This window comes from Promicromonospora sp. AC04 (genome assembly GCF_003058225.1).
Taxonomy (GTDB): domain Bacteria; phylum Actinomycetota; class Actinomycetes; order Actinomycetales; family Cellulomonadaceae; genus Promicromonospora.
The window spans coordinates 164,342-187,511 of the sequence record NZ_QBUG01000013.1 but is presented as its reverse complement, the minus strand read 5'-3'; the positions used below and the strand labels follow the sequence as shown (position 1 = coordinate 187,511).

Genomic DNA, 23,170 nt, shown 5'->3' with positions numbered 1-23,170 from the left:
TCGTCGCCGTTCAGCGTGTCGGGCGAGCCCGGTTGTAGCCGGCTTTCGGCATCCTGACCTGGTGTTTAGGCCTCCCGGGAGGGGTCCCGGACGGTCTACGCTTCACTGGGCGCGGACCCGACAAAAGGAGCACTCCATGGATCCCGAGAGCGGCACGCCCTCCGCAGACGGCGAGGCGAGCTCGCCCTACGTCGTCCGGCCGGCCGACGAGCCGTCCGACGCCGCGCCGTCCCCGGCGGGGCCGCCCGAGGATCCCTGGAGCTCCGTCACCGTGCGGCCCGAGCGCCCGACGGCCGACCGGCTCGCGGTGCTGCTCGGCAACGCGACCCTGCTCGGCCTCGGCTATGCGTTCCTGCGGCGGTGGGGGCTCGTCTGCACGGCGCTGGCCGGTACGGCGCTGCTGGTCGTCATCCTCGCGGCCGCTCCCGGATCGCCGGCCTGGTTGATAGTGCTCGCGGTGTGGTGGCTCGCGATGCTCGCGCACGGCTGGTGGCTCACGCGTGTGCGGCGTGGTGAGCCGACCGGGCGGCCGATGACGCTGCGCATCGTCGCGGGTGTGGTGGTCATGGCGCTGGTCGCGACCGTCGTCGGGCTGCGGATCGGCACGGCGCGGACGGTGGACGACGCCGCCGAGGCCCACGCGGCCGGCGACTGCGAGCGGGCGACCCAGCTGCTGGACGACATCGGCCCTGCTGACCGCGTGGTGAACGCCTCGAAGGCGCTCGACGGCGAGGCGGACCTGGAGACCTGCGGGCGGCTGCTGGGCGCCCTTCGGCTCGCCGAGCAGGACCCGCCGCAGTTGCTGGGGGCCGCAGCGGCGCTCCAGGTGTACATGGACGACCCGAGGGCGCTGTGGGCGGGCTCCGGGATCCGGCGTGCCGAGCTCCTGCTCGATGCCGCGTACGACGCCGGTTACGTCGACCAGGAGTCCCTGGAGGGCGGCTTTGCGCAGCTCACGACGACGCTCGAGGCCCACCCAGACCAGGCCGACCAGGTGTCGCAGACCGTCGAGGCCTTCCTGGCCGACCTCGCCGAGGACCCGGACAACTGCGCGGCCCGCGACGTCGTCGAATGGGTCGACGGGCAGGGCTGGGAGCCCCCGGCGCTCGCCGAGCCCGTCGCCGCGGCGTCGGACGAGGTGCCGAGGCGGGTCCTCGGGTGCGCCCGGGACCTGTCCGACGCGGACGAGCTGACGGCGTCGCGCCACACCTACGAGGCGTTCCTGCACGACTTCCGTGCGGACCACAGGGCAGACGAGGCCTCCGACGAGCTGTACGACGTGATCACGGGTATCCAGCGCAAGGAGGTACGGGGCCTGCTGACCGCCGGCCGGTACTGCGCCAACCCCTCTCCGTACCGGGGCGCCGAGCCGTACCAGCGCAGCGGCGGCAACCCGATGCGGGTCTACGGCATCCACCCGGAGGCGCACGACTTCCCGCGCTCCTGGATGGCGAACAGCATCGAGGACATGGTGCTCGTGGCCTGCGTCGACGGGCCCAAGGAGGGCTCGTACCAGGAGACCTGTGCGTACGAGAGCGACCTGGGCGTGTTCGGGGTCTCCGACGTCCGGTTCTACGCGAGCCGGTTCGACGTGAAGCTCTACGAGATCCGGACGGGCCGGCGGGTCGCGGCCTTCTCGGACGAGTTCGGGGAGCCCTGCCCGCCGAGCATCCTGGTCGAGTCGTACACCGGCATCTTCGTCCCGCCGGACAAGAAGCGGTCGTCGTTCACCTCCGCGGAGGTCCGCGGAATGTTCGAGGTCTACCAGAGCTGACGGGTCAGAGGTCTTCCAGGAGCAGGACGTCGGGTGGGACCAGGGTGCGGGTCTGCAGCAGCTCCGTGACCAGGTTGTGGTTGAGCATGTTGCCCACCGGCTCCCCGACCTCCTCGCGGGTCAGCCCGGGCACGCCCGCGCGCGACAGCCGACGTCGGACACCCGACACGAGGTGCTCCACGCGCTTGCCGCTCCACTGCTCCTCGGGCCGCAGCGCGCCGAGGTCGACGGCGACCTGCTGCCAGGTGGAGGGCTGCGGGTAGGCCTCGTGCAGCAGGTACTTCTGCGCGAGCGAGACCAGGGCCAGCCGTTCGTCGGCGCGGAGCTGCCACGGCTTGTCGCGCAGCGTCGTCGCGTCGGGCGCCGGCCGGGGCAGGCGCCCGTCCTCCCCGGCGACGTACAGCTCGAGCAGGTGCCGGCGTCGTGCCGTGCCGTTGACGAAGACGGGCGTGTACCCCGCGTCGACGGGGTAGGGGCCGTCCTCGGGGAACAGCGTCATGGAGCGGGGGAGCTGGAGCGCCCGGTTCCCGGTGTTGGTGAGCCACCACTGGCCGCCGCGGAACGTGACGGTGCCCTGGCTACGGCTGATCCGCAGATCGTCCTCGCCGACGCACACGTGCACCTCGGGACGGTTGCGCCCGAACACCACCGACCGCTCCTCGCGGGCCCCGAGCCGGACGCCGCCGGACACGGACAGGGCATAGATGGTGCCCGGCTCCGACGTCGGTATGCCGAAGGCCAGGCTCGCGTGGCTGGCGGAGAGCGGTTCCGTGCCCTCCGTCTGCGGGATGTCCGTCATGGCGATCTCCAAGTGTTCTGGTCGTCGCGAGCGTGGCACGCCGTCCCGGGGACCCCTCCCGACGCCACTCGGTCAGGACACCGCCGGAAGCCTCGCGGCCACCGGCTGCGCGATGTCCAGGAGGACGTCGCAGAGCTCGTCGACCGACTCGTCGCCGTCGGCCTCGAGGTGGAGCCGGACCAGCTCGGCGACGATGTCGCCGTCGCCGTCCGCGCTGACCGCCACGCGGTTCACGATGGACACCAGACACGACGTCGCGGTCCACGAGTCGCCCTCGTTGAACACCTCGTGCCCGCTGAGGACGAAGCGCTCGCCGCTGTCCTCCGAGAGCGGGTCGTTGAACTGGAACCGCGCGGTCAGCTCCTTGCCGTCGTCCGTCCCCCACTTGCACTCCCACTCGGCGAACCCGACGGTGGGCCGGTCGGCGACGACGCCGGGCAGCCGTTCGAGCGGCTCTCCGGCCAGCAGGTCGCACGCGCTCTGCGTGTAGAGCGACGCCGGGTCGGGGGTCCGCTCGCGGCGGGGGAGCTGTCCGTCGTTGAGCACGGTGGTGGCCTGGTTCACTGTCGCGTCGGCGAGGGCGCACAGGTCGTCGACCTCGCCCGCCTCCACCTCCGCGTCCAGCGAGATGTTGTAGTCGCCGCCGGGCAGGAAGAGCGCGCGGCTGCACTCCTCGGGCATGTCGTCTTCCTCGTCCACCACTGTGATCCCGCCGACCCGTCGGTTCGGCTCGGCGGGATCCTCGTTGTTGTGCCAGATCTTGGCGCTGACCGCGGTCACGGCGGAGTCGTTGCTCGTCACGACGACGTCGCAGCGGTTGAGCTCGGCATGGTCGGTGCGGACCCGGGTAAGGCCGAACGCGCCGAGCGCCTCTACGTCGAGGAGCGCGCACGGGTCGGCGGTCACCGGGTCGCCGATGATGCCGTCGCTCTCTCCCGCCACGCTCGGGGCGGGGGCGTTCGCGGCGCCGTCGATGCTGCCCGTGCTCGCTTCCACACCGGGCGTGTCGCCGCGGTCAAGGGCGATCCAGACGGCGGTGGAGATCGCGGCAACCAGCACGACGGCGGCGCCGACCGCCGCGAGGACCCATCGGGGGCGCCGGGGCACTCCGCTCGGCTCCGGCCCGACGCCCGCCGTCGGGTCGCCGGCCAGGATCGCCAGCTCCTGGCGCGCCTCCCGGAGGCGCGGCCGTTCGCCGGGCTTCTTGGCCAGCATCCGCAGCATGACGGGCGCCATGCCGCCGGCCCTCGTGGGCGGCCTGACCTCCTCGGAGACCGTCTTCCACAGCAGGGCGTGCGCGTTGTCGTCGCCGAACGGCGTGGTGCCTTCGAGCGTGTGGTACAGGGTCGCGCCGAGCGACCAGACGTCGGCGGCCTCGGTGAACCGCCCGCCCTTGGCCACCTCGGGCGCCAGGTAGCCGGGGGTCCCGGTGAGCGCGCCCGTTGCGGTGACCGTCTCGTCGTTGTGCAGCGGGCGGGAGATGCCGAAGTCGGCGAGCTTCGCGAACCCGTCGTCGGTCACCAGGATGTTCGCGGGCTTTACGTCCCGGTGCAGTACCCGGTGCGCGTGCACCGCCTCGAGGCCGCCGGCGAGCTGGGCGCCGTAGCGGGCGGCCTCCTCCACCGATACCCGCCCGATCTCGGAGAGCGGCCGGCCGGCCACGTACTCCATGACCACCCACACCTCGCCGCCGTCGTCGACCACGTCGGACACGGCGACCACGTGCGGGTGGTTGATCCGAGAGAGGGTCTCGGCCTCGCGGCGGACCCGGTCGGCGCCGCTGTCGTCGCCGTCGTACCGCGTGCGCTTGAGCGCGACCGGCCGCTCGTGCAGCTTCAGGTCGGCGGCGCGCCACACCTCTCCGTGGCCGCCTGACCCGAGGCGATCCTCGAGCCGGTACCGGCCGCCCACGATCTGCCCGGTGTGCACGTGTCGTTCTCCCCCTGCTGGACTGACAAGGCCCATCCATGCTTTGTGCTGGAACGACGCTAGTGCACGGTGATCGGGGAGAACAGGGGGTGAAGTCAGGTTTCGGGAGGGGTCCCGAGCCCGGGCCGCTACGCCCGGATCGAGGTGCTACGCCCCCGGGTAGACCAGGCGCACCGTCTGGAGCACGTGCACGCACAGCGCGCCGGACTCGTCGGTCACCCTGACCTCGACGAGGACCTGCTTGCTGCTCGACCTGATCGGCACGGCCGTGGCGGTGGCCTGCCCCGCGACGGGGCGCAGGAAGTGAGTGGTGGAGTCGACGGTGGCGGGCAGGGCGCCCGGCTCACCGTTGACCGAGGCGCAGACGGCGGCCGTGCCGTCGGCCAGCCCCATCAGTGCCCCACCGTGCAGGCCGCCGCCGACGGTGGACAGGGGCTGCGAGTACGGCAGTCGCCCGACGACGGCCTCCGGCGTGATCTGGTCGAGCTCGACGCCGAGCGTCTTGACGAACGGCGCTGCCGCGTAGACCTCGTCCGGGGTGAGCGTCATGGGGTTCCTCTCGAAGATGTCCTTGTAGAGATCTCTCTCTAGAGACGGAACTCTAACGACGCGCTGGAGTACCGTCAACGCATGCCCCGCCCGACCCACGACACCTCGGTGATCCTCGACGCGGCCGGCCGGATCCTCGGCGAGGGCGGGCTCGCGAAGGTCACGATGGCGGCGGTCATCCGCGAGGCCGGCGTGCCGAGCGGCTCCCTCTACTACCGGTTTCCCGACCGTCCAGCGCTGCTCGCCGCTCTGTGGAACCGTGCGATCGAGAGCTACCACCGCGACGCGTACCCGCTGTTCGAGGGAGACCCGGTCGAGGCGGCTGCCGCGCTCGCCGCCTACACCGTGCGGTGGTGCCAGGCCGAGCCGGCCCACGCGCACGTGCTGCTCGCGGGCCGCTCGCGGTTCGACGCCGAGGCCTGGCCCGAGGCGGCCCGCGAGACCGAGTCGGCCGAGAGCGGGCGCTGGAACGAGGCGATCCGCGGTCTGACCCGTCGGGTTCGCGCCAAGACGTCGGTGACGACCACCGAGCTCCTCCTGGTCGTCGTCGACCTGCCCTATGCCGCGGTGCGGCGGTACCTGAGCGGCGACAAGCCGATCCCGGCGGACCTCCCGGGCGTGGTCGCCGGGATCGTCCGGACGTCGCTGCGCTGACATCCGGGGCGAACGTCCGGCGGCCTCCCGGTCATGCTCCTGTCGGTGCGTCCAGCTCGAACGTCGCCGGATCCGTGGCGACGCCGTTGATCTGGAGCGTGACGGCGTGCGGGCCCGGGTAGTAGCGGCGCGTCGTGATCGGCCGGAACGAGTGCTCGCGGCTGATCTCGACCTGCTCGCCCGGGTCGAGCGTCCGGGTGGTCAGCTTGAAGGTCTTGGTGGTCTGCGAGCCGTTGGCCTTCTGGTGGTGCACCACATAGTCGATGGACAGCCGGGCCTGCTCCGCGCCGACGTTGCGGACCGCGGCGGTGAACCGGACCGTGCCGCCGAACGGCACCTGGGCGGCGTCGAGCACCGGGCCGTCGATCTCGAGGGACGCCGGGCCGAACCCGAGCAGCCCGAGGGCGCCCGGGTGCCCGCGCTTGACCAGGGTGCGGAGGGCGTGCCGGACGAGGCCCGGCGTCGTCGTGGCGGGGTCCGCGAGCCAGCGCCCGGCCGTGGCGACCACCAGCTCGGGGTGGTCGCGGCTGAGGTCGTTGAGGTGGTTGGCGACCGAGCGGCGCACGTAGTCGCTCTCGTCCCGGTACAGCCCGTCGAGGATCGGCACCGTCACCCCGGGGCGGGTCAGGATCTCCGGCACGCGGACGGCCCATGGCAGGTACGGCCGGGTGCCCTCGCTGGCCAGGCGGCGGACGTCGACGTCGTCCGACCCGGTCCAGGCCGTGGCGATGCCGATGGCGCGGTCCAGGTCCTGCCGCAGGAGGGTGCGGACTGCGAACTCCGCGGTGAGGCGGCCGGTGAGATCGGCCAGGAGCGCCATCGCGTCGTCGAAGGCTGCATCGGTGCTCTCCTCGACCGCCCTGGCCGCGACGGCGCTCGTCACGGGCCAGATCAGCCAGCCGCCGAACGGCGCGCTGCCGTCGCGTGCGGTCCGCACCACCCGGGCGAGGTCCTCGTAGCCGCCCGGCAGGTCGGCGAGGAGCGCGTCCCGCAGGAGGTCCGCCCGCTCGCGCAGCGAGAGGTCGCCGAGCCGGCCGGCGGTCTCGGGCAGCACCCGCAGGGCGGTGTCCGGGGCGGCCGCGCGCACGGCGACGGTCAGGGCCGTGGCCGTGCTGTCACTGATGAGCTGCTCGGCGAACGGCATGGGGCTCCTTGGGTTGTTCGAGGGTGAGTGTCAGAGGCTCGGGTCACCATGGTGACCCGAGCCTCTGACACTCACCCTCGCCGTTCCGGCCGGAGTGCGGTCAGCCGATCGTGACGTCGACGGTCACCGCGATGTTGCCGCGCGTGGCGTTCGAGTACGGGCACACGGTGTGTGCGGTCTCGACCAGCTGGTCGGCCGTGGCCTGGTCCACGCCGGCGAGCTCGACGTGCAGCGCTGCGCTCAGGCCGTACCGGCCGCCGTCCAGCGCGTTGAGGCCCACCTCGGCGACGACGGCGGAGTCAGTGAACTTCACCTTCTGCGCGGCGGCGACGGCCTTGAGCGCGCTGTGGAAGCACGCTGCCCAGCCGGCGGCGAACATCTGCTCGGGGTTGGTGCCACCACCGGGGCCGCCCATCGCCGTCGGGATGGCCAGCTTGAGGTCCAGCGCGCTGTCGTCGGTCACGACGTGGCCTCCGGCGCGGCCGTCCCCGGTGGACGTCGCGATCGCTGTGTAGACGCTGTCAGCCATGTGTGCTCCTTCTATGGGACCGGGGCCCGAGCGCCCCGACCAGGTAGACGAACTAGTACGTCTACCGTACGCACCAAGAGGCCGCCGGCACAACCAGCAGATCTGTGACCGGCGCGACTACCGGCCCGCGTCGATGACCGCGAAGATCGCGCGCTCCAGCGCGTCGCCGACCCGGGACGGTTCGCCGAGGTAGCCGGAGAGCATGGCGCCGTCGCGCAGCATCATCAGCTCGTCGGCCGCCTGCTCGGCGTCGGCCACGTCCAGCTGCGCGAGCATCGCGGTGAAGCTCTCCCGGTACCAGGCGCGGTGCTCGGCGACGACCTTCCGGACGGGGCTGTCCGGGTCGGCGTACTCGGCAGCCGCGTTGATGAACGAGCAGCCCCGGAAGCCCGGCCGGCAGATCGCGGAGCCGATGCCCGCGGCGAACCGCCGGAACGCCTCGGCCGCGTCGCCGGCGGACTCGCGCACCCCGTCGAGCGCCGCGCGCTCCCAGGCCGCCTGCCGCTCCAGGTAGGCCACCACCAGGGTGTCCTTGGTGCGGAAATGGCGGTAGAACGTGACCTTCGTGATCCCGGCGCGCTCGATGATCTTGTCGGCGCTGACCGCGCGGATCCCTTGGGAGTAGAACAGCTCGGTCGCCGCGTCGAGGATGCGGTCCCGCGTCGAGAGGGCCGTCGTGGCGCCCATCTCGTCACCTGCTCCCGTGCTCGTCCCGGATGATCTGACGGACCAGTCTACTCGGAGGTGTACTGACGGGTTCGTCTACCTCCCTTCCGGGCCCCGAGGCCGTTTACCGCCTGTTGGGCTTCCCGTCACCTCAGGGTTCCCACCTGGTCGTCCGGTGGGGGAGAATGTGACCCGTGGTTATCCGGAACGCCCGATTCGTCCCGCACCACCGACCTGCGTCCGCCGCGGCTCTGCTCGCGGCAACCGCCCTCGTCCTGGCCGGCTGCACGGTGCCGACAGCCGAGGGCGTCGACGGCAAGACGGGGGAGAGGTTTCAGGTCCGTGAACCGTCCGGGCCGGCCCTGGTGCTCGACTCGACCGACCCCGCGGAGCTGGCGCTCACGGCGAGCCAGGCCTTCTTCCACGCCTCCCCGGTCGCGGTGATCGCCTCGGCCGAAGACGCCGACGCGCGCTCGACCGCCGCGGCCACCGGCGCCGCCGTCGCCGCACCGGTGCTGCTCACCGACGGTGGCGTCTCGGACACCAACGTCGTCGCCGAGCTCGAGCGGCTCGGCGCGGGCACCGTCGTCGTCGTCGGCGGCGAACAGGCTGTCGCGGAGGTGGGGAGCGCCGTTGGCGAGGCCAAGGTCGTCCGCTTCGACCCCGGCGCGCTGAGCGCGGCCGCCGAGGCCGCGGCCTCGGCGGGGCGCGGTGACGACGAGGAGAAGCAGGACGACGCCGAGGTCGAGATGCCCACCGCGGACCGCCTCGACGAGGCCGACGTGACCGGCCTGCGCGCGGAGATCCCCGACGTCACCGACCCCCGCCTGCTGCAGGAGATCCTGGTCGCCGTGGACCCGAAGCTGGGCCAGGAGGCGGCCATCGGCACGGCCCTGGCCGCCGGTGCAGTCCCGGTCGACGTCCCCGGCGGCGACGTCGCCGCCCACGCCGAGACCGTGAAGTCGATCCGCGCGCTGAAGCCGCTCGGCGTCGTCGGCATCGGTGGCGACTTCGGCTCGTCCGAGGACCTCGGCTGGCAGGTGGCGGTGGCGACGTCCGGCGCTACGTTGCCGGACGGCTCGCTGCGGCTGTTCCCCGGCCGGTACGTGTCGACGTCGTACGCCGTGCCCGCCGGCGTGGCGGACCCGGCAGCGGACGCCGCCCGCGCCGTGGACGCCGCCGCCACCAACGGCGAGGTGCTGGACGGCGCGCCCCTCGTCACCGTCACTGCGAGCGTGCGGTCCGGACTGGCGGGGGACGACGGCGACTACGTCGACGAGCAGCCGCTGGAGCTGATCACGCCGGCGGTCGAGGCGATCCGGGGTGCCGGGCAGCTCGTGCTGCTCGACGTCGCCCCGGGCAACCAGCCGCTGGCCGCGCAGCTCGACGACCTGGAGCCGCTGCTGTCGCAGCCGGGCGTGGGCCTCTCCGTGCACCCGGAGTTCCGCGCGGCCGGCAACGGCGCGGACACCGGCGCCGTCCCCGTCGCGGAGCTGCAGGCGGTCGTGGACCGGCTCGCGAAGATCGCCACCGCGCGGGGGTTGCCGCAGATCATGCTGGAGGTGCACCAGTCGACGGCCGCGTCCGTCGTCGACCGGGCGGACCTGGCGATCCCGCCGCAGGTCGCGGTGGTTTTCACCGCCGCGGGCCCGGGCGAGGGCCAGGCCACTGCCGACGGCGTCTGGGCCGACGTCGCGAGCGACCTCCCCGCCCACACGTTCCTCGGCTGGTCCGCTCCGAGCGCGGTGCCCGCCGACGCAACGAGCATCCTGCCCACCGAACCTCTGCTGGGCCTGGTCTCCGCAGGCTGAACCTGCCAAACTTCGGGGCAACCATCGGAGCGAAGGAGCCCTAACAATCGTGACTACCGTGAGCAGCAGCGCGGGCATCGTTGCCGACGCCGTCATCCCCGTACCTGTCGAGCTCGAGCCGCGGGAGGGGGTGCTGGACCTCGCGACCGTCACCGTCGGCGCGCCCGACGACGCGACCGCGCGCGTGGCGGGCGAGCTGCTCACCACGGCGGGTGCCGTAGTGGTGGCGGACGGCGGCGTGCCGGTCGTCCTGACGCCCGACCCCGCCGCGGGCCCCGAGGGCTCGCAGAACCCCGAGCGCTACACGCTGACCGTGACCGCCGACGGCGTGACCGTCGCGGCGCCCGAGCGCTCCGGCCTGCTGCACGGCGTGCGGACCCTGCGGCAGCTGATCAACGCGGGCCGACCGCTGGGCGGGCAGGACGAGGCGGGCCGCGGGGAGACGGGTGCACCGCTCGAGGTGGGCGCCGTCGTCGTGCGGGACGAGCCGCGGTACCCGTGGCGCGGGCTGATGCTCGACGTGGTGCGGCACTGGTTCGGGCCCGCGGACCTGCGGGCCGTCGTGGACCTCGTGGGCTCGTACAAGATGAACCGCCTGCACCTGCACCTGACCGACGACCAGGGCTGGCGCCTGGAGATCCCGTCGCGGCCCGCGCTGACGGAGAAGTCGTCGCAGGGCGCCGTCTCGGGCGCGCCCGGCGGGTTCCTCAGCGCCGACGAGTACCGCGAGCTGCAGGAGTACGCGGCCGAGCGGGAGATCGTGATCGTGCCGGAGATCGACGTGCCCGGGCACGTCAACGCGGCCACCCACGCCTACGGCGAGCTCACGCCGTCGGGCGAGGCGACCCACTCCTACGACGGGACAGAGGTCGGGTTCTCGGCGCTGCAGATCGACCTGCCCGGCACCGAGCCGTTCCTGCGGGACGTGTTCACCGACGTCGCGCGCATGACGCTGGGGCCGTGGGTGCACTTCGGCGGCGACGAGGTGCACACCATGGGGGCGGCTGAGTTCGGCCGGTTCGTGGTGCTGTGCCAGGAGATCATCACGGGGGCGGGCAAGACGCCCGTCGCCTGGCAGGAGGCCGCCGGCTCCGCGCACGGCGACCAGTCCGCCGTGGCGGCGCTGCACGGCGAGCAGGCGCCGGGCGAGGCGCCGGACGCCGGCGTGGGCGACGAGGAGCCCGTACTGGTCAACCCGGGCACCGTGCTGCAGCTCTGGGACACCCGCCCCGACCCGGCGCCGTTCCTGCGCGCCGCGCAGGCCGGCGCGAAGTTCGTGATGTCCCCGGCCGACCGGGCCTACCTCGACATGAAGTACACGCCCGAGCACCCGCTGGGCCTGGCGTGGGCCGGATTCGTCGAGCTGCGGGACTCCTACGACTGGGACCCCGCCGCCGTCATCGAGGGCCTGCCGGAGTCCGCCGTCGAGGGCGTGTCGGCAGCGCTCTGGACCGAGACCATCCTGAACCGCGACGACCTGTTCTCGATGCTGCTGCCCCGCCTCGCCGCGGTGGCCGAGGCCGCCTGGTCGCGGCCCGGCGGCAAGGACTGGGAGTCGTTCCGGTCCCGGGTAGCGGTGGAGGCGGGCGCCTGGCGCCGCGACGGCGCGACCTACCACCCGACCCCCCAGATCGACTGGTGACCCTCCCCGTCGTTGAGTGCCGGCTAGCTAGTGGAGCCTGCGAATAGCCGGCACTCAACGACCCGGGCGGGGCGGGCGGGCCGCGAGGGCCGCCGCATAGAGGTCGCGCTTGGGGACGCCCGCGGCGTCGGCCACCTCGGCGACCGCGGCCTTGAGCCGCTCGCCCTGGGCGACCCGCTCGAGGACCTCGCTCACGACGTCGTCCACGCTGGCCTGCACCGCCGGCGCCCCGCCGACGACTACGCAGATCTCGCCACGGAGCTGCTCGGCCGCTGCGCGCTCCGCGAGGTTCGCGAGGGGGCCGCGCAGCACCTCCTCGTAGGTCTTGGTGAGCTCCCGCGCGACGGCGGCCGGCCGAGCCTCCCCGAACGCGACGGCCATGGCGCCAAGCGTCTCCGCGATCCGGTGCGGCGCCTCGAAGAACACCATGGTGCGCGGCTCGGCGGCCAGCGCCTTGAGCGTCCTGGCGCGGTCCCCGGCCTTGCGCGGCAGGAAGCCCTCGAACGTGAACCGGTCGGTCGGCAGGCCGGAGAGCGCCAGCGCCGTCAGCACCGCGCTCGGCCCCGGTGCGGCGGTGACGCGCAGGTCGCGCTCGATCGCGCGCTCCACTATGCGGTACCCGGGGTCGGAGACGGACGGCATGCCGGCGTCGGTCACGACCACCACGGTGCCGCCCCCGGCGACGACGTCGAGCAGCTCGTCCGCGCGGGCCGTCTCGTTGTGCTCGTGATAGCTGGTGACCTTGCCGCGCACCTCGACGCCCAGCCGTCCGGCCAGCCCGTGCAGGCGGCGGGTGTCCTCGGCGGCGACGACGTCGGCGTCGGCCAGCAGGCGGACCAGCCGGGGCGATGCGTCCTCCGTGTTGCCGATCGGGGTGGCGGCCAGGACGAGAGAGCCGGCCTCGGGCGCGGGCCCAGGAACCGGGGACGGGTCGGTCATGGACCACAGGGTCCCACGCTCTATGCTGGCCCGGTGTCTCAGCAGCCTGACGCCACAAGAGCGCATCTCGCCGCAGCGCAGCAGGCTCTGCCCGGAACGTACGGCGCGCACGTGCGCCGCGAGGCCGTGGGCGCTCGGATGACGCCCACCGGGTCGTTCCCGACCGTTGCGCCGCCTGAACCGCCCGTGCGCGACCGCCTCCTGCGCGACCTGCTGGGCGAGCGCCGCCTCGCCCTCGGCCGGCGCGTCTCGGACCGGTTCTGGGCCGTGGTCGGCGCGCTCGTCGTGACGGCGATAGCGGCGGGCGCGCGGCTGTGGGAGCTGGGCCGCCCGGGCAAGCTGGTCTTCGACGAGACGTACTACGTCAAGGAGGGCTGGTCGCTGGCCAGCCTCGGCTTCGAGGCCGCGTGGCCCGACAAGCCCAACCCGGCGTTCGAGGCGGGTGACGTCAGCTCGTACAAGACCGACGAGGCCGAGTACGTGGTCCACCCGCCCGTCGGCAAGTGGATGATCGCCATCGGGATGCGCCTCATGGGCGGGGCCGAGAACCCGATGCACTGGCGCATCGCCAGCGCCGTGATCGGCATCCTGGCCGTGCTCCTGATCGCGCGGATCGCCCGGCGCATGTTCTCGTCCACCCTGCTGGGCCTGGTCGCGGGGCTCCTGCTCGCGGTCGACGGCGAGGCGATAGTTCACTCGCGCACCGGCCTGCTGGACCAGTTCCTCATGTTCTGGGTGCTCGTCGCGTTCGGCTGCCTGGTGCTGGACCGCGAGTGGGCCAGACGAAGGCTCGCGGACCGGGTGGCGCAGATCGTGGAGGCGGGCGGGGCGATCGGGCAGTACGGGCCGCGGCTCGGCTTCCGCGGGTGGCGGTTCGCCGCGGCCGTCTCGCTGGGTCTGGCGTGCGGGGTCAAGTGGTCGGGCCTCTACTTCGTAGCGGCGTTCTGCCTGCTCACCGTGGTCTGGGACCTCATGGCGCGCCGCACCGCGGGCATCGGGCGCTGGTGGGAGGACGCCACGGTGGTCGACGCCGTCCCCGCCGCCCTGGTCATGCTGCCCACCGTGGTCGTGGTGTACATCGCGTCGTGGTCGGCCTGGTTCGCGCACCCGAAGTCGTACCTGCGGGACTGGGCCGTGGTGAACGGCGTGACGCCGCCGGGCTGGTGGCCCGACTGGGGCTGGGCGCAGGGCGGATGGGAGGCCGGGCGGTCGCTGTGGGAGTACCACCGCATGATGTGGGACTTCCACACGGGCCTGGACTCGGAGCACAACTACGCGTCGCACCCGCTGGGCTGGATAGTGCAGTGGCGTCCGACGTCGTTCTTCTGGGAGAAGTTCGCGCCCGGCCAGGGGCCCTGCCCCGCCGACTCCGTCGGTGACTGCGCCCAGGCGGTGACATCGCTCGGCAACCCGCTGCTGTGGTGGCTGGGCGCGCTCGCGATCCCCGTGGCGCTGGTGCTCGTGATCCGGTACCGCGACTGGCGCGGCACCGCCGCCCTCGCGGGCATCGCCGCGGGCTGGCTGCCCTGGTTCCTGTACTCCTGGCCCCTGGCGGACCGCACCATCTTCACGTTCTACTCGATAGTGTTCACGCCGTTCGTGATCCTGACGCTCGTGTATCTCCTTGCGGTCGGGGTCGAACGGACGCCGCGCAGGAGCGCGGACCGGCGGATAGTGGTCTGGCTGGCCGCCGTGCTGGTGGTGCTGATCGTCGGCGTGAGCGTGCTCTACTACCCGATCTGGACCGCGATGCCTGTGCCCTACGAGTACTGGCAGCGGCTGATGCTGCTCCCGAGCTGGATCTAGCCCGGCGGGTCAGACGTACAGGTCACCGGAGTGTCCCGAGCGTGTGACCACGGATCAGACGGCCGAGGAGTCGCGGAGCTCCACGCCCGCGGCGGTCAGCTCCTTCTCGGCGACCTCGCCCTGCGCCGCGGAGACCGGGATCGTCAGGTCCGTCAGCACCCGGGCGTGCAGGCCCGCGCGGCGGGCGTCCAGCGCGGTGTGCTTCACGCAGTGCGACTCCACGAGGCCCACGACGTCGACGGCGGTGACCCCGGCGTCCGACAGGACCGTCGCGAGGCTCCGGCCATGCTCGTCCGCGCCGTCGAAGCCGGAGTACCCGTGCGAGTACTGGCCCTTCTTCAGCCGGGCGTCCGGGCTGAGGTCGGCAAGCGCCGGGTGCAGCTCGGCGTTGGGGGAGCCCGCGATGCCGTGCGGCGGCCACGAGTCCACGAAGTCGGGGTTCTCGCTGAAGTGCTCGCCCGGGTCGATGTGCCAGTCCTGCGTGGTCACCACCGTCGTGTACCGGTCCCGGTGGGCCGCGGCGTAGGCCGCGACGCGGTGCGCGATCTCGTTCGCGCCCTCGGTCGCGAGCTCACCTCCCTCACAGAACGTGGGCTGCACGTCGACGACGACGAGCGCCCGGCGCTCGATCCCGGACTCGGTAAGACTCATACGCCCCACTCTGCCACCGTGATTGGTGAGATGGCAGCCCACGCCGCCCGCCTGTCCGTCCGCCCGCTCCGTGACGACCCCAACACACTGCACGCGACACCCCGACGATGGGATGCAGTGTGTAGGGGTCGCTGGTGGCCGCCCGTGACGGAGCCGTGGGCCAGCCCTCGGAGTGCCCATCACCCGGCGAAATACCGACCACTCGGGGGCGCACGGTGCTTGGATGGGGCGGTGGATGAGATTGCTGTACGCGCCCCTGGCATCGCCGTTGCGGGGGCCCTTGGGGTAGCCCTGCTGCTGGCCGGCTGCACCGGCTCGCCCGACCCGGGCGTCGTGTCGCCGAGCCCGACAGACTCGGCGAGCGCGGCGGCGTCGGACGACCCCTGGGACGGGGCGGTGACGGCCGAGACCGAGGCGGTGGCGGAGGGGCTCCCGGTCCCCTGGGGCATGGCCCCGCTGCCGGGTGGTCGGTTCCTCGTCACGATGCGGGACGACGCGGCGCTCGCGGTAGTGCACCCGAGCGGCGACGTCGAGCCGCTGGACGCGTCGGGGGACGCGCAGGAGCTGGCCGATCAGACCGTGCCCGACGGCGAGGGCGGCCTCCTCGGCGTCGCCGTCGACCCGGACGACGCCGGGCCCATGTTCACCGTCTTCCTGTACCGCACGGGGGAGCAGGACAACGCAGTGCTGCGCGCGGAGCTGGACCTCGACGGCATGGAGCTGCGCGACCTCACGACGATCCTCGACGGCATCCCGAGCGCGTCCAACCACAACGGGGGCCGTCTCGCGCTCGGGCCGGACGGATACCTGTACGTCACCACGGGCGACGCCGGGGACACCGCGAACGCGCAGGACCCGGAGTCGCTGGGCGGCAAGATCCTGCGCATCACGCCCGACGGCGAGCCGGCGCCCGGCAACCCGGACGCCGGCTCGCCGGTGTGGTCCCTGGGACACCGCAACGTGCAGGGCCTGGGTTGGGACGCGAGCGGGCGGATGTTCGCGAGCGAGTTCGGGCAGGACCAGCTCGACGAGCTCAACGTCATCGAGCCGGGCGGCAACTACGGCTGGCCCGACGTCGAGGGCCCGGGCGAGGGGTTCGAGCCGCCGCCGGGCGTGACCTTCACGGACCCGGTGGCGTGGTGGCCGACGTCGGAGGCGTCGCCGTCGGGCATCGCCGTCACCGAGGAGGCCGTCTACCTGGCGTCGCTGCGCGGGGAGCGCCTGTGGCGCGTGCCGCTGCTCGGCACCGCGTCGGACGTGGCGGACGGGGAGAGCCCGGGCTTCGGGGAGCCGCAGGCGCTGCTGGAGGGCGAGTTCGGCCGGCTGCGTGCGGTCCACGCGGGGGCCGACGGCGAGCTGTACGTGCTGACGAACAACACGGACGGCCGGGGCACGCCGAGTGCCGAGGACGACCGGCTGCTGCACGTCACGCTGACGCCGGCGGGGTGATCCTGGGAGCCGCACGTACAGTTGCAGACGACTAGGGCTGTGGATAATCTGGTCGGCGAGAACGGGGCCCGTCGTAGGCTCGAAGCATCGTAAGAATCGGAAGGGGTGAACAGGATGTCCGCAGATCCCGGCGCGCACCGGAGGGTGCCGCGCAGCTTCGTCTACGCCGACCACATCCCGTACGTCACCCCGGAGTCATTGGATGATCTGCGGGGGCCGAAGCGCGGCGTTGTTCGCGTCTGGCCACCGATCTCTACGGCACCTGACCCTGTGTACGACGTGGACGATCCGGCGCAGCGCTGGAGCCTGTACAGCGCGACGGTCCGCGACGGCATCGCGCGTGATCACGTCCAGATCCTCGATCGGCGATTCCTGCTCGAGCTCTGGCCCGAGCTGAACCTGCCGATACGGTGCCGAGCGATCTGGGAGAGCAAGTTCCCGGAGCTCGCGGCTCGAAGCATGGCGAGAACGGCCTGATGCGCCCGTTCCACGACCGCCTCGCCCGGATCGGGCTCGAGGCGGTGGAGAAGTATGGGTTCGTGCTCGCGGGCGGTTACGCGATCTCGGCAAACGGCATGGGGGATCGACCGTCATCTGACGTCGACCTCTTCACCGATCTCGGCGACCCCGAGCAGTTCGCAGAGGCGGTCGAAGCGCTCCGCCATGCGTTCCGAGTGGACGGGCTCGTGGTAACCGACAACCGGATCGGTCCCACGTTCGCCGACCTGCGGGTTGTTGACGAAGCCACGGAGACCTGGAGCGACATCCAGCTCGGGTGGGACTACCGCGAGTTCCCGCCGCGAATGCTCGAGATCGGCCCCGTGCTCGACCCACGCGATGCCGTGGCGAACAAGATGGGGGCGCTCTGGTCGCGTGGTGAGGCGCGTGACTACATCGACATCCACACGGTCCTTGAGTCCGGCCGCTTCACCCGGGTGGACGTCCTTGCAATGGGCGACCAGATCGAGGCCGTTCCCCTGGACCGACGCATGCTTGCGGAGAGGTTTCGGCAGGCCGGCCGGTTCTCTGCCGCGGACTTCGCCCAGTACGACGTCGGCTCGGTGCAGCGCATCGCGATCGTCGAAACCTTCCTCGACTGGGCCGACGAGGTCGACCCCGCAGTAGTGCGCTGACCCGCCCCGCCGCCGTCGGGCAGCGGCTGTGGATAACGCACGGCTCGCCATCGCCGCGCAACTACCATTGACGTCATGCCGGAAGCCGAGAAGACCTTCTACCTCACGACGCCGATCTACTACGTGAACGACGCCCCCCATATCGGGCACGCGTACACGACGGTCGCTGCCGACGTCGTGACGCGCTGGCACCGCCAGCGCCAGGAGAGCGTCTGGTTCCTCACCGGGACGGACGAGCACGGCGAGAAGGTGCTGCGCACCGCCGAGGCGAACGGCGTGACCCCGCAGGACTGGGCGGACCGGCTCGTCGAGACGGCGTGGAAGCCGGTGCTCAAGACCCTCGACGTGCGCAACGACGACTTCATCCGCACCACGCAGGAGCGGCACGAGACCTCGGTGCAGGCGTTCCTGAAGGACCTGTACGACAAGGGCGAGATCTACGAGGGCGCCTACGAGGGCCCGTACTGCGTGGGCTGCGAGGAGTACAAGCTCCCGGGCGAGCTGATCGACGGGACCGGTGACTTCGCGGGGCTCAAGCTGTGCCCCATCCACGGCACGCCCGTCGAGATGCTCTCGGAGCAGAACTACTTCTTCAAGATGAGCGCGTACGCGGACCGGCTGATCGCGCTGTACGAGGAGCACCCCGAGTTCGTGCAGCCGGCGTCGGCCCGCAACGAGGTCGCCAGCTTCGTCAAGCAGGGCCTGCAGGACCTGTCGATCTCGCGCTCGACGTTCGACTGGGGCGTCCCGATCCCGTGGGACTCCTCGCACGTGCTGTACGTGTGGTTCGACGCGCTGCTGAACTATGCCACGGCCGTCGGCCTCGACAGCAGCGACCCCGAGCGCAAGGAGCAGTTCGCGCGGACCTGGCCGGCCGACGTGCACCTCGTCGGAAAGGACATCCTGCGGTTCCACGCAGTGATCTGGCCGGCGATGCTCATGGCGGCGGGCCTGCCGCTGCCGAAAACCGTCTTCGCGCACGGCTGGCTCCTGGTGGGCGGCGAGAAGATGAGCAAGTCCAAGCTCACGGGCATCGCGCCGTCGGACATCATCGACACCTTCGGGTCGGACGCGTTCCGCTACTACTTCATGCGGACCATCGCGTTCGGCGGCGACGGCTCGTTCTCCTGGGAGGACATGACCGCCCGGTACAACGGCGAGCTCGCCAACGGGTTCGGGAACCTCGCGTCCCGGACCGCGGCGATGATCGGCAAGTACTTCGGCGGCTCGCTGCCCACCCCGGGAGAGCTGACCGACGCCGAGACCGGCCTCGCCCAGGTCGCGGCCAAGGCGGTGGCCGACGCCGAGGCGGCGATCGACCGGCTGGCCATCCACGACGCGGTGTCGGCGGTGTGGACCCTCGTGGACGCCACGAACGGCTACCTCGCCGACACGCAGCCGTGGAAGCTCGCGAAGGAGCCCGGCGAGCTCGACGAGACCGGCGCGGGGGTCGACGGCGGACGCCTCGCGACGTCGCTCGTCACGGCCACGGAGGCGCTGCGGTCGCTCGCGGTGCTGCTCAACCCGATCACGCCGAAGGCGGCGGCCGGGCTCTGGGAGCTGCTCGGTGCGGAGGCCTCGCTGGGGGCGCTCGACGCGCAGCCGCTCGACGGCGCGGCGATGTTCGGGGTGCTGCCCGCGGGCGCCACCGTGACGAAGGGCGCCGCCCTGTTCCCGCGCCTCGACGACCCGGCGGTCTGAGCGACCAGAAGATGGCAAAGCGCACCCGCGAGCGCGGATTTCCGGCCGACCCGGATCCGCTGCCCGTCCCCGTCGTGGACAACCACACCCACCTCGACCACATCGCAGCGGTCCTGCCCAGCAAAGGGCCAGACGGCGAGCCGGGTGGTTACGCCTGGCCGCCGTCCATCACCGACCACCTGGCCCGCGCGGCGGCGGCAGGAGTGGACCGCGTGGTCCAGGTCGGCTGCGACCTCCCCTCGGCCCGCTGGACAGCCGACCTGCTCGCCTCGTTGAGCGCAGGGTATTCGCGGGGCCCGGGACCGGATGCCCCACACATACCCAGCACCCGACGAGGGGCTCAGGTGTTGGGGGCCGTTGCCGTTCATCCGAACGAAGCGACCCTGCATGCCGGCGTCGACGAGGTGGGGCCCGACGGGCTCACCCCCGCGTTCGAGGAGCGCCACACCGTGGGCCTCTCCGATGCGATCGCTGAGATCGCGGACCTCGCCAAGAGCAACGACCGTATCCGCGCGATCGGCGAGACCGGCATGGACCTGTTCCGCACGGGCCCGCGCGGCGAGCAGGCCCAGCGGGACGCCTTCCGCGCGCACATCGCCCTGGCCAAGGAGCTGGGCCTGGCCCTGCAGATCCACGACCGGGACGCGCACGCCCAGGTCATCGAGGTCCTGCTGGCCGACGGCGCGCCCGAGCGCACCGTCTTCCACTGCTACAGCGGCGACGCCGAGATGGCCCGCGTCTGCGCCGAGCACGGCTGGTACCTGTCGTTCGCCGGCCCGGTCACGTTCAAGGCCAACAACCACCTGCGTGCGGCCCTCGCGGTGGCGCCGCGCGAGCTGATCCTCCTGGAGACCGATGCCCCCTACCTCACGCCGCACCCGTACCGGGGGCAGCCGAACGCCCCGTTCGCGGCGGCCCATACGGTCCGGGCGATGGCCGCTCACCTCGGAGAAGACCTCGCGACGCTGTGCGCCGACATCGCCGCGAACTCGGAGCGCGTCTACGGGAACTGGTAAGAATGGCGCATTGAGGCGAAGAAAGCGGCATTTGATTTCATGCCCTGATCGCTTCTCCCACACCGTTTGTTCCGTTACGGTCTGGTGCTCGTGGTGAGGTACGCACGGCCGTGGCTCGCGAGCAGACCGGCCCGCTGGCTGGTCCGTGGTGCCGTCGTCGGCGCGCTCGCTGGTGTGAGCGGCATGTATGTCGCCAACGCGTCGATGCTGACGATCGACTACAACGGCGACGTCCGAACGGTCGGCGTCTACGGCAACACGGTCGCGGCCGCTCTCGCGTCGCAGCACATCGAGCTGGATCGCGACGACATCGTGCAGCCCGCCGCCACCGCCGCCGTCGGCCCCGGCGGCACCGTGGTGGTCCGCACCAGCCGCGAGGTCACGGTCGAGCTCGACGGCCAGATCATCACGCTCCGCACCACCGCGGGCACTGTCGGAGAGCTGCTCGCGGCCCTCGGGCCGCGCGGCGACGGCGCCCTCGCGACGGCCTCCCGGACCACGCGGCTGGACCGCGACCCGGTCCGGTTCTCCACGGTCAAGAAGGTCAACATCGCCGTCGACGGCTCAGTGCTCGCGTTCAGCACCACCCAGTCGACGGTGCGCTCCGTGTTCAAGGAGGCGGGCATCGCGCTGGCCGACGGCGACGTCACCTCCGTACCGCTCGACGCCGCGGCCGTGGACGGGATGATCGTCATGGTCAGCCGCGACGCGTCGTCGTCGCGTACGGTGACCGAGGTGGTGCCGTTCGAGACCGAGACGGTCGAGGACTCCAGCCTCCCGGAGGGCTACGAGTCGATCCGCACGGCGGGCGTGGCCGGCGAGGCCGAGGTGACGTACAAGGTGAAGACGGTCGGCGGCGCCGTCGTCGAGCGCACCGTGGTGGATCGCAAGGTCGTCCGCAAGCCTGTGAACGAGGTGCTCGTGGTGGGGACCATGGACGTCGCCACCGCCCCCGTGGACCCGGGCTCCGCCCGGGCGCTGGGCCAGGCGATGGCCGCCGAGCGGGGCTGGGGCGCCGACGAGTTCTCGTGCCTGGACCAGCTCTGGCAGAAGGAGAGCGGCTGGCGCTGGAACGCGGACAACCCCAGCAGCGAGGCGTACGGCATCGCCCAGGCGAACCCGGGCTCCAAGATGGCCACCGTCGGGAGCGACTGGCTGACGAATCCGGCCACCCAGATCGAGTGGGGCCTGGGCTACATCTCGGGGCGCTACGGCACGCCGTGCGGCGCGTGGGCGCACTCGGTCGAGATCGGCTGGTACTGAGCACCCTTTTAACCCGGGAAGATTTAGGACATTGGATACCTTTCCCGGCCTTTTGCAGGCTTAATCTCTGGATAGGCTTGCATTTGATAACGGTAGGGTTACGGTCTCTGGGACCGCCGGATCGGACGGTCGGGCCCGCGCCCCGCGCGGGAGGTGCGTGAGACTCGTGCCGCCCCGGCCCCCGTGCCCGGACCGCGCGAGGACTGGACCCGCGTGAGATCTCCCCACCAAGCTCAGGTCACCCCCGGTGATCCCCCCTTCAACCCCGAGGCCGGCGGCAGCGTCGGCATCACCGAGCTCTACGACTCACTTACCCCACCCCCTCAGCCCCTCCCGACGCCGTCCGCCCCGCCGCCGCTGCGGCGCCACCACAGGGCAGCCCTCCTCGCAGGTGCCGCGGCCATCGCGGTAGCCGGCGCCGGCGGCATCACGGCATACGCCTCCGCCCACAAGACCATCACGCTCGACGTGGACGGCAAGGTCACTACCGTCGAGACCTTCCAGGGCGACGTCGCAGACCTCCTCGCCGACCACGGCGTCGAGGTCACCGACCGGGACTCCGTGACACCCGGTACCGACGGCACGCTGCGCGACGGCGGCATGGTCGTGGTCCGTTACGGCCACCAGGTCACGATCCAGGCCGACGGCGAGCGTCGGACCACCTGGGTCGCCGCGCTCGACGCCGACCAGGCGCTCGCCACGCTCTCCGGGCGGTCGGGCGACGTCGCTCTCGTCCCGTCCCGCTCGGGCGGTCGCGTGACGCTCCCGATGCGGCTCGACGCCGACGGCCCGGTGAACCTGGTGGTCGGCGGAGAGACCCAGCGGGTGGCCGACGGCGCCGCGAACCTCGACGAGCTGCTCGCCGCGAACGACGTCACGGTCGACGCGGACGACCGGGTAACCGTCGAGCGCGGGCAGCCGGTCAGCCCGGGCGCCCCGTCGGTGACCGTCGTCGTCAAACAGGTCCAGACCTCGGTCGAGCGGACCTTCACCCGGCTGTCGTTCGACACGACGAGGGCGGAGGACCCGGACCGCTTCGAGGACCTCGACCCGTACGTGGCGACCGAGGGCGCTGTGGGCAAGCGCGTCACGTCGTGGGACGTCACCAGGGTCGACGGCAGGATCGTGGACCGGGAGAAGCGGGCGACGGCGATCGAGCGCAGGCCGGTCGACGAGGTGATCATGTACGGCACCAAGGCCCGTCCCGAGCCCGAGCCCGCGCCTGAGCCGGAACCTGAGCCCGCGGCGCCGGAGCAGGCCGAGGAGCCGGAGCCCGCGCCGGAGACCGGGTCGGTGGTGACCGGCGGTGTCTGGGCCAGCCTCGCGGAGTGCGAGTCGGGCGGTGACCCGACCACCAACACCGGCAACGGCTACTACGGGCTCTACCAGTTCTCCCAGCCCACCTGGGAGGCGATGGGCGGCTCCGGCCTCCCGTCGGACGCCTCGGCCGCCGAGCAGACGATGCGCGCCCAGGCGCTCCAGCAGCAGTCCGGCTGGGGCCAGTGGCCCGGATGTGCCGCGGCGCTCGGCCTGTACTGACCCTGTCCGCACCTGTCAGACGTACGGGTCACCAGAATGACCCGTACGTCTGACGCGGCGTTCCAGTTGGACGCTTGTCCTGGACGAGTGACCGAGAACACAGCCGGATTGCCTCGAGATTTTTGCCCGAGCGATAACAGATCAGTTACGTTCGGTTGTCCTCGCTGGCGTGAGGG

General features: G+C 72.1%; 20 protein-coding genes. 12 read left to right on the top strand and 8 right to left on the bottom strand.

Features of this window, described 5'->3' with window-relative positions:
• Nucleotides 1-136 precede the first annotated feature (136 nt).
• Nucleotides 137-1,774 (top strand): hypothetical protein, encoded by a 1,638-nt coding sequence (locus C8K30_RS27215; protein ID WP_108496030.1) that lies wholly within the window; start codon nt 137-139, stop codon nt 1,772-1,774.
• Nucleotides 1,775-1,778: 4 nt separating this feature from the next.
• On the opposite strand, the gene C8K30_RS27210 is transcribed toward C8K30_RS27215, so the two are convergent.
• From C8K30_RS27210 to C8K30_RS27200, 3 genes are all read right to left on the bottom strand, one after another.
• The gene (locus tag C8K30_RS27210) at nt 1,779-2,573 is read right to left on the bottom strand and encodes a hypothetical protein (RefSeq protein ID WP_108496029.1); all 795 of its coding nucleotides are present in this window, start codon (nt 2,571-2,573) and stop codon (nt 1,779-1,781) included.
• Nucleotides 2,574-2,645: 72 nt separating this feature from the next.
• Nucleotides 2,646-4,502 carry a serine/threonine-protein kinase gene (locus C8K30_RS27205; RefSeq protein WP_158281134.1) on the bottom strand — a complete coding sequence of 619 codons (1,857 nt, stop codon included), beginning with the start codon at nt 4,500-4,502 and terminating at the stop codon, nt 2,646-2,648.
• Between the two features lie 147 nt (nt 4,503-4,649).
• A complete protein-coding gene (locus C8K30_RS27200) occupies nt 4,650-5,051 on the bottom strand; it encodes a PaaI family thioesterase (protein WP_108496027.1) in 402 nt (133 codons plus the stop codon).
• Nucleotides 5,052-5,132: 81 nt separating this feature from the next.
• Here C8K30_RS27200 and C8K30_RS27195 point away from each other — a divergent pair, with 81 nt between their 5' ends.
• Nucleotides 5,133-5,705 (top strand): TetR/AcrR family transcriptional regulator, encoded by a 573-nt coding sequence (locus C8K30_RS27195; RefSeq protein WP_108496026.1) that lies wholly within the window; start codon nt 5,133-5,135, stop codon nt 5,703-5,705.
• A gap of 31 nt (nt 5,706-5,736) precedes the next feature.
• Here the strand turns inward: C8K30_RS27195 and C8K30_RS27190 are convergent, their stop codons facing one another.
• The 3 genes from C8K30_RS27190 to C8K30_RS27180 all read right to left on the bottom strand — a co-directional run bounded on the left by C8K30_RS27190 (nt 5,737) and on the right by C8K30_RS27180 (nt 8,065).
• On the bottom strand, nt 5,737-6,849 hold the full coding sequence (locus C8K30_RS27190) for a DNA alkylation repair protein (protein ID WP_108496025.1): 1,113 nt from the start codon (nt 6,847-6,849) through the stop codon (nt 5,737-5,739).
• Between the two features lie 100 nt (nt 6,850-6,949).
• A complete protein-coding gene (locus C8K30_RS27185; RefSeq protein ID WP_108496024.1) occupies nt 6,950-7,378 on the bottom strand; it encodes an organic hydroperoxide resistance protein in 429 nt (142 codons plus the stop codon).
• Nucleotides 7,379-7,495: 117 nt separating this feature from the next.
• Nucleotides 7,496-8,065, bottom strand: a complete 570-nt coding sequence (locus tag C8K30_RS27180) for a TetR/AcrR family transcriptional regulator (protein WP_108496023.1) — start codon at nt 8,063-8,065, stop codon at nt 7,496-7,498.
• 173 nt (nt 8,066-8,238) lie between these two features.
• Here C8K30_RS27180 and C8K30_RS27175 point away from each other — a divergent pair, with 173 nt between their 5' ends.
• A complete protein-coding gene (locus C8K30_RS27175; protein WP_108496022.1) occupies nt 8,239-9,855 on the top strand; it encodes a hypothetical protein in 1,617 nt (538 codons plus the stop codon).
• A 49-nt stretch (nt 9,856-9,904) separates the two neighbouring features.
• Entirely contained in the window at nt 9,905-11,497 is a 1,593-nt protein-coding gene (locus tag C8K30_RS27170; RefSeq protein WP_108496021.1) for a family 20 glycosylhydrolase, read from the top strand.
• Nucleotides 11,498-11,551: 54 nt separating this feature from the next.
• On the opposite strand, the gene rsmI is transcribed toward C8K30_RS27170, so the two are convergent.
• Nucleotides 11,552-12,436 carry a 16S rRNA (cytidine(1402)-2'-O)-methyltransferase gene (gene rsmI, locus C8K30_RS27165; RefSeq protein WP_108496020.1) on the bottom strand — a complete coding sequence of 295 codons (885 nt, stop codon included), beginning with the start codon at nt 12,434-12,436 and terminating at the stop codon, nt 11,552-11,554.
• Between the two features lie 33 nt (nt 12,437-12,469).
• Here rsmI and C8K30_RS27160 point away from each other — a divergent pair, with 33 nt between their 5' ends.
• Complete coding sequence (locus tag C8K30_RS27160) at nt 12,470-14,242, top strand: dolichyl-phosphate-mannose--protein mannosyltransferase (protein ID WP_233257506.1); 1,773 nt, start codon at nt 12,470-12,472, stop codon at nt 14,240-14,242.
• A gap of 54 nt (nt 14,243-14,296) precedes the next feature.
• On the opposite strand, the gene C8K30_RS27155 is transcribed toward C8K30_RS27160, so the two are convergent.
• Nucleotides 14,297-14,893, bottom strand: coding sequence for an isochorismatase family protein (locus C8K30_RS27155; protein WP_108496018.1), 597 nt, complete (start codon nt 14,891-14,893; stop codon nt 14,297-14,299).
• 240 nt (nt 14,894-15,133) lie between these two features.
• Between C8K30_RS27155 and C8K30_RS27150 the strand changes: the two genes are divergently transcribed.
• From C8K30_RS27150 to C8K30_RS31725, 7 genes are all read left to right on the top strand, one after another.
• Complete coding sequence (locus C8K30_RS27150; RefSeq protein ID WP_199230731.1) at nt 15,134-16,342, top strand: sorbosone dehydrogenase family protein; 1,209 nt, start codon at nt 15,134-15,136, stop codon at nt 16,340-16,342.
• 144 nt (nt 16,343-16,486) lie between these two features.
• The gene (locus C8K30_RS30510) at nt 16,487-16,819 is read left to right on the top strand and encodes a hypothetical protein (protein WP_233257505.1); all 333 of its coding nucleotides are present in this window, start codon (nt 16,487-16,489) and stop codon (nt 16,817-16,819) included.
• Complete coding sequence (locus C8K30_RS27140) at nt 16,819-17,475, top strand: nucleotidyl transferase AbiEii/AbiGii toxin family protein (RefSeq protein WP_108496016.1); 657 nt, start codon at nt 16,819-16,821, stop codon at nt 17,473-17,475. Before C8K30_RS30510 ends, C8K30_RS27140 begins: the two co-directional genes overlap by 1 nt.
• A 75-nt stretch (nt 17,476-17,550) precedes the next feature.
• Nucleotides 17,551-19,176: a methionine--tRNA ligase gene (gene metG, locus C8K30_RS27135; RefSeq protein WP_108496015.1), complete on the top strand. Its 1,626-nt coding sequence runs from the start codon at nt 17,551-17,553 to the stop codon at nt 19,174-19,176.
• 11 nt (nt 19,177-19,187) lie between these two features.
• Nucleotides 19,188-20,192 (top strand): TatD family hydrolase, encoded by a 1,005-nt coding sequence (locus tag C8K30_RS27130; RefSeq protein WP_108496014.1) that lies wholly within the window; start codon nt 19,188-19,190, stop codon nt 20,190-20,192.
• A gap of 93 nt (nt 20,193-20,285) precedes the next feature.
• Nucleotides 20,286-21,455, top strand: a complete 1,170-nt coding sequence (locus tag C8K30_RS27125) for a ubiquitin-like domain-containing protein (RefSeq protein WP_233257504.1) — start codon at nt 20,286-20,288, stop codon at nt 21,453-21,455.
• A gap of 213 nt (nt 21,456-21,668) precedes the next feature.
• The gene (locus C8K30_RS31725) at nt 21,669-22,994 is read left to right on the top strand and encodes a resuscitation-promoting factor (RefSeq protein ID WP_304590817.1); all 1,326 of its coding nucleotides are present in this window, start codon (nt 21,669-21,671) and stop codon (nt 22,992-22,994) included.
• Nucleotides 22,995-23,170: the final 176 nt, after the last annotated feature.

Coding starts and splice junctions, on each gene's coding strand:
- C8K30_RS27215 (WP_108496030.1), top strand. CDS start 137: ATGGATCCCGAGAGCGGCACGCCCTCCGCAGACGGCGAGGCGAGCTCG.
- C8K30_RS27210 (WP_108496029.1), bottom strand. CDS start 2,573: ATGACGGACATCCCGCAGACGGAGGGCACGGAACCGCTCTCCGCCAGC.
- C8K30_RS27200 (WP_108496027.1), bottom strand. CDS start 5,051: ATGACGCTCACCCCGGACGAGGTCTACGCGGCAGCGCCGTTCGTCAAG.
- C8K30_RS27195 (WP_108496026.1), top strand. CDS start 5,133: ATGCCCCGCCCGACCCACGACACCTCGGTGATCCTCGACGCGGCCGGC.
- C8K30_RS27190 (WP_108496025.1), bottom strand. CDS start 6,849: ATGCCGTTCGCCGAGCAGCTCATCAGTGACAGCACGGCCACGGCCCTG.
- C8K30_RS27185 (WP_108496024.1), bottom strand. CDS start 7,378: ATGGCTGACAGCGTCTACACAGCGATCGCGACGTCCACCGGGGACGGC.
- C8K30_RS27180 (WP_108496023.1), bottom strand. CDS start 8,065: ATGGGCGCCACGACGGCCCTCTCGACGCGGGACCGCATCCTCGACGCG.
- rsmI (WP_108496020.1), bottom strand. CDS start 12,436: ATGACCGACCCGTCCCCGGTTCCTGGGCCCGCGCCCGAGGCCGGCTCT.
- C8K30_RS27155 (WP_108496018.1), bottom strand. CDS start 14,893: ATGAGTCTTACCGAGTCCGGGATCGAGCGCCGGGCGCTCGTCGTCGTC.
- C8K30_RS27140 (WP_108496016.1), top strand. CDS start 16,819: ATGCGCCCGTTCCACGACCGCCTCGCCCGGATCGGGCTCGAGGCGGTG.
- metG (WP_108496015.1), top strand. CDS start 17,551: ATGCCGGAAGCCGAGAAGACCTTCTACCTCACGACGCCGATCTACTAC.
- C8K30_RS27130 (WP_108496014.1), top strand. CDS start 19,188: ATGGCAAAGCGCACCCGCGAGCGCGGATTTCCGGCCGACCCGGATCCG.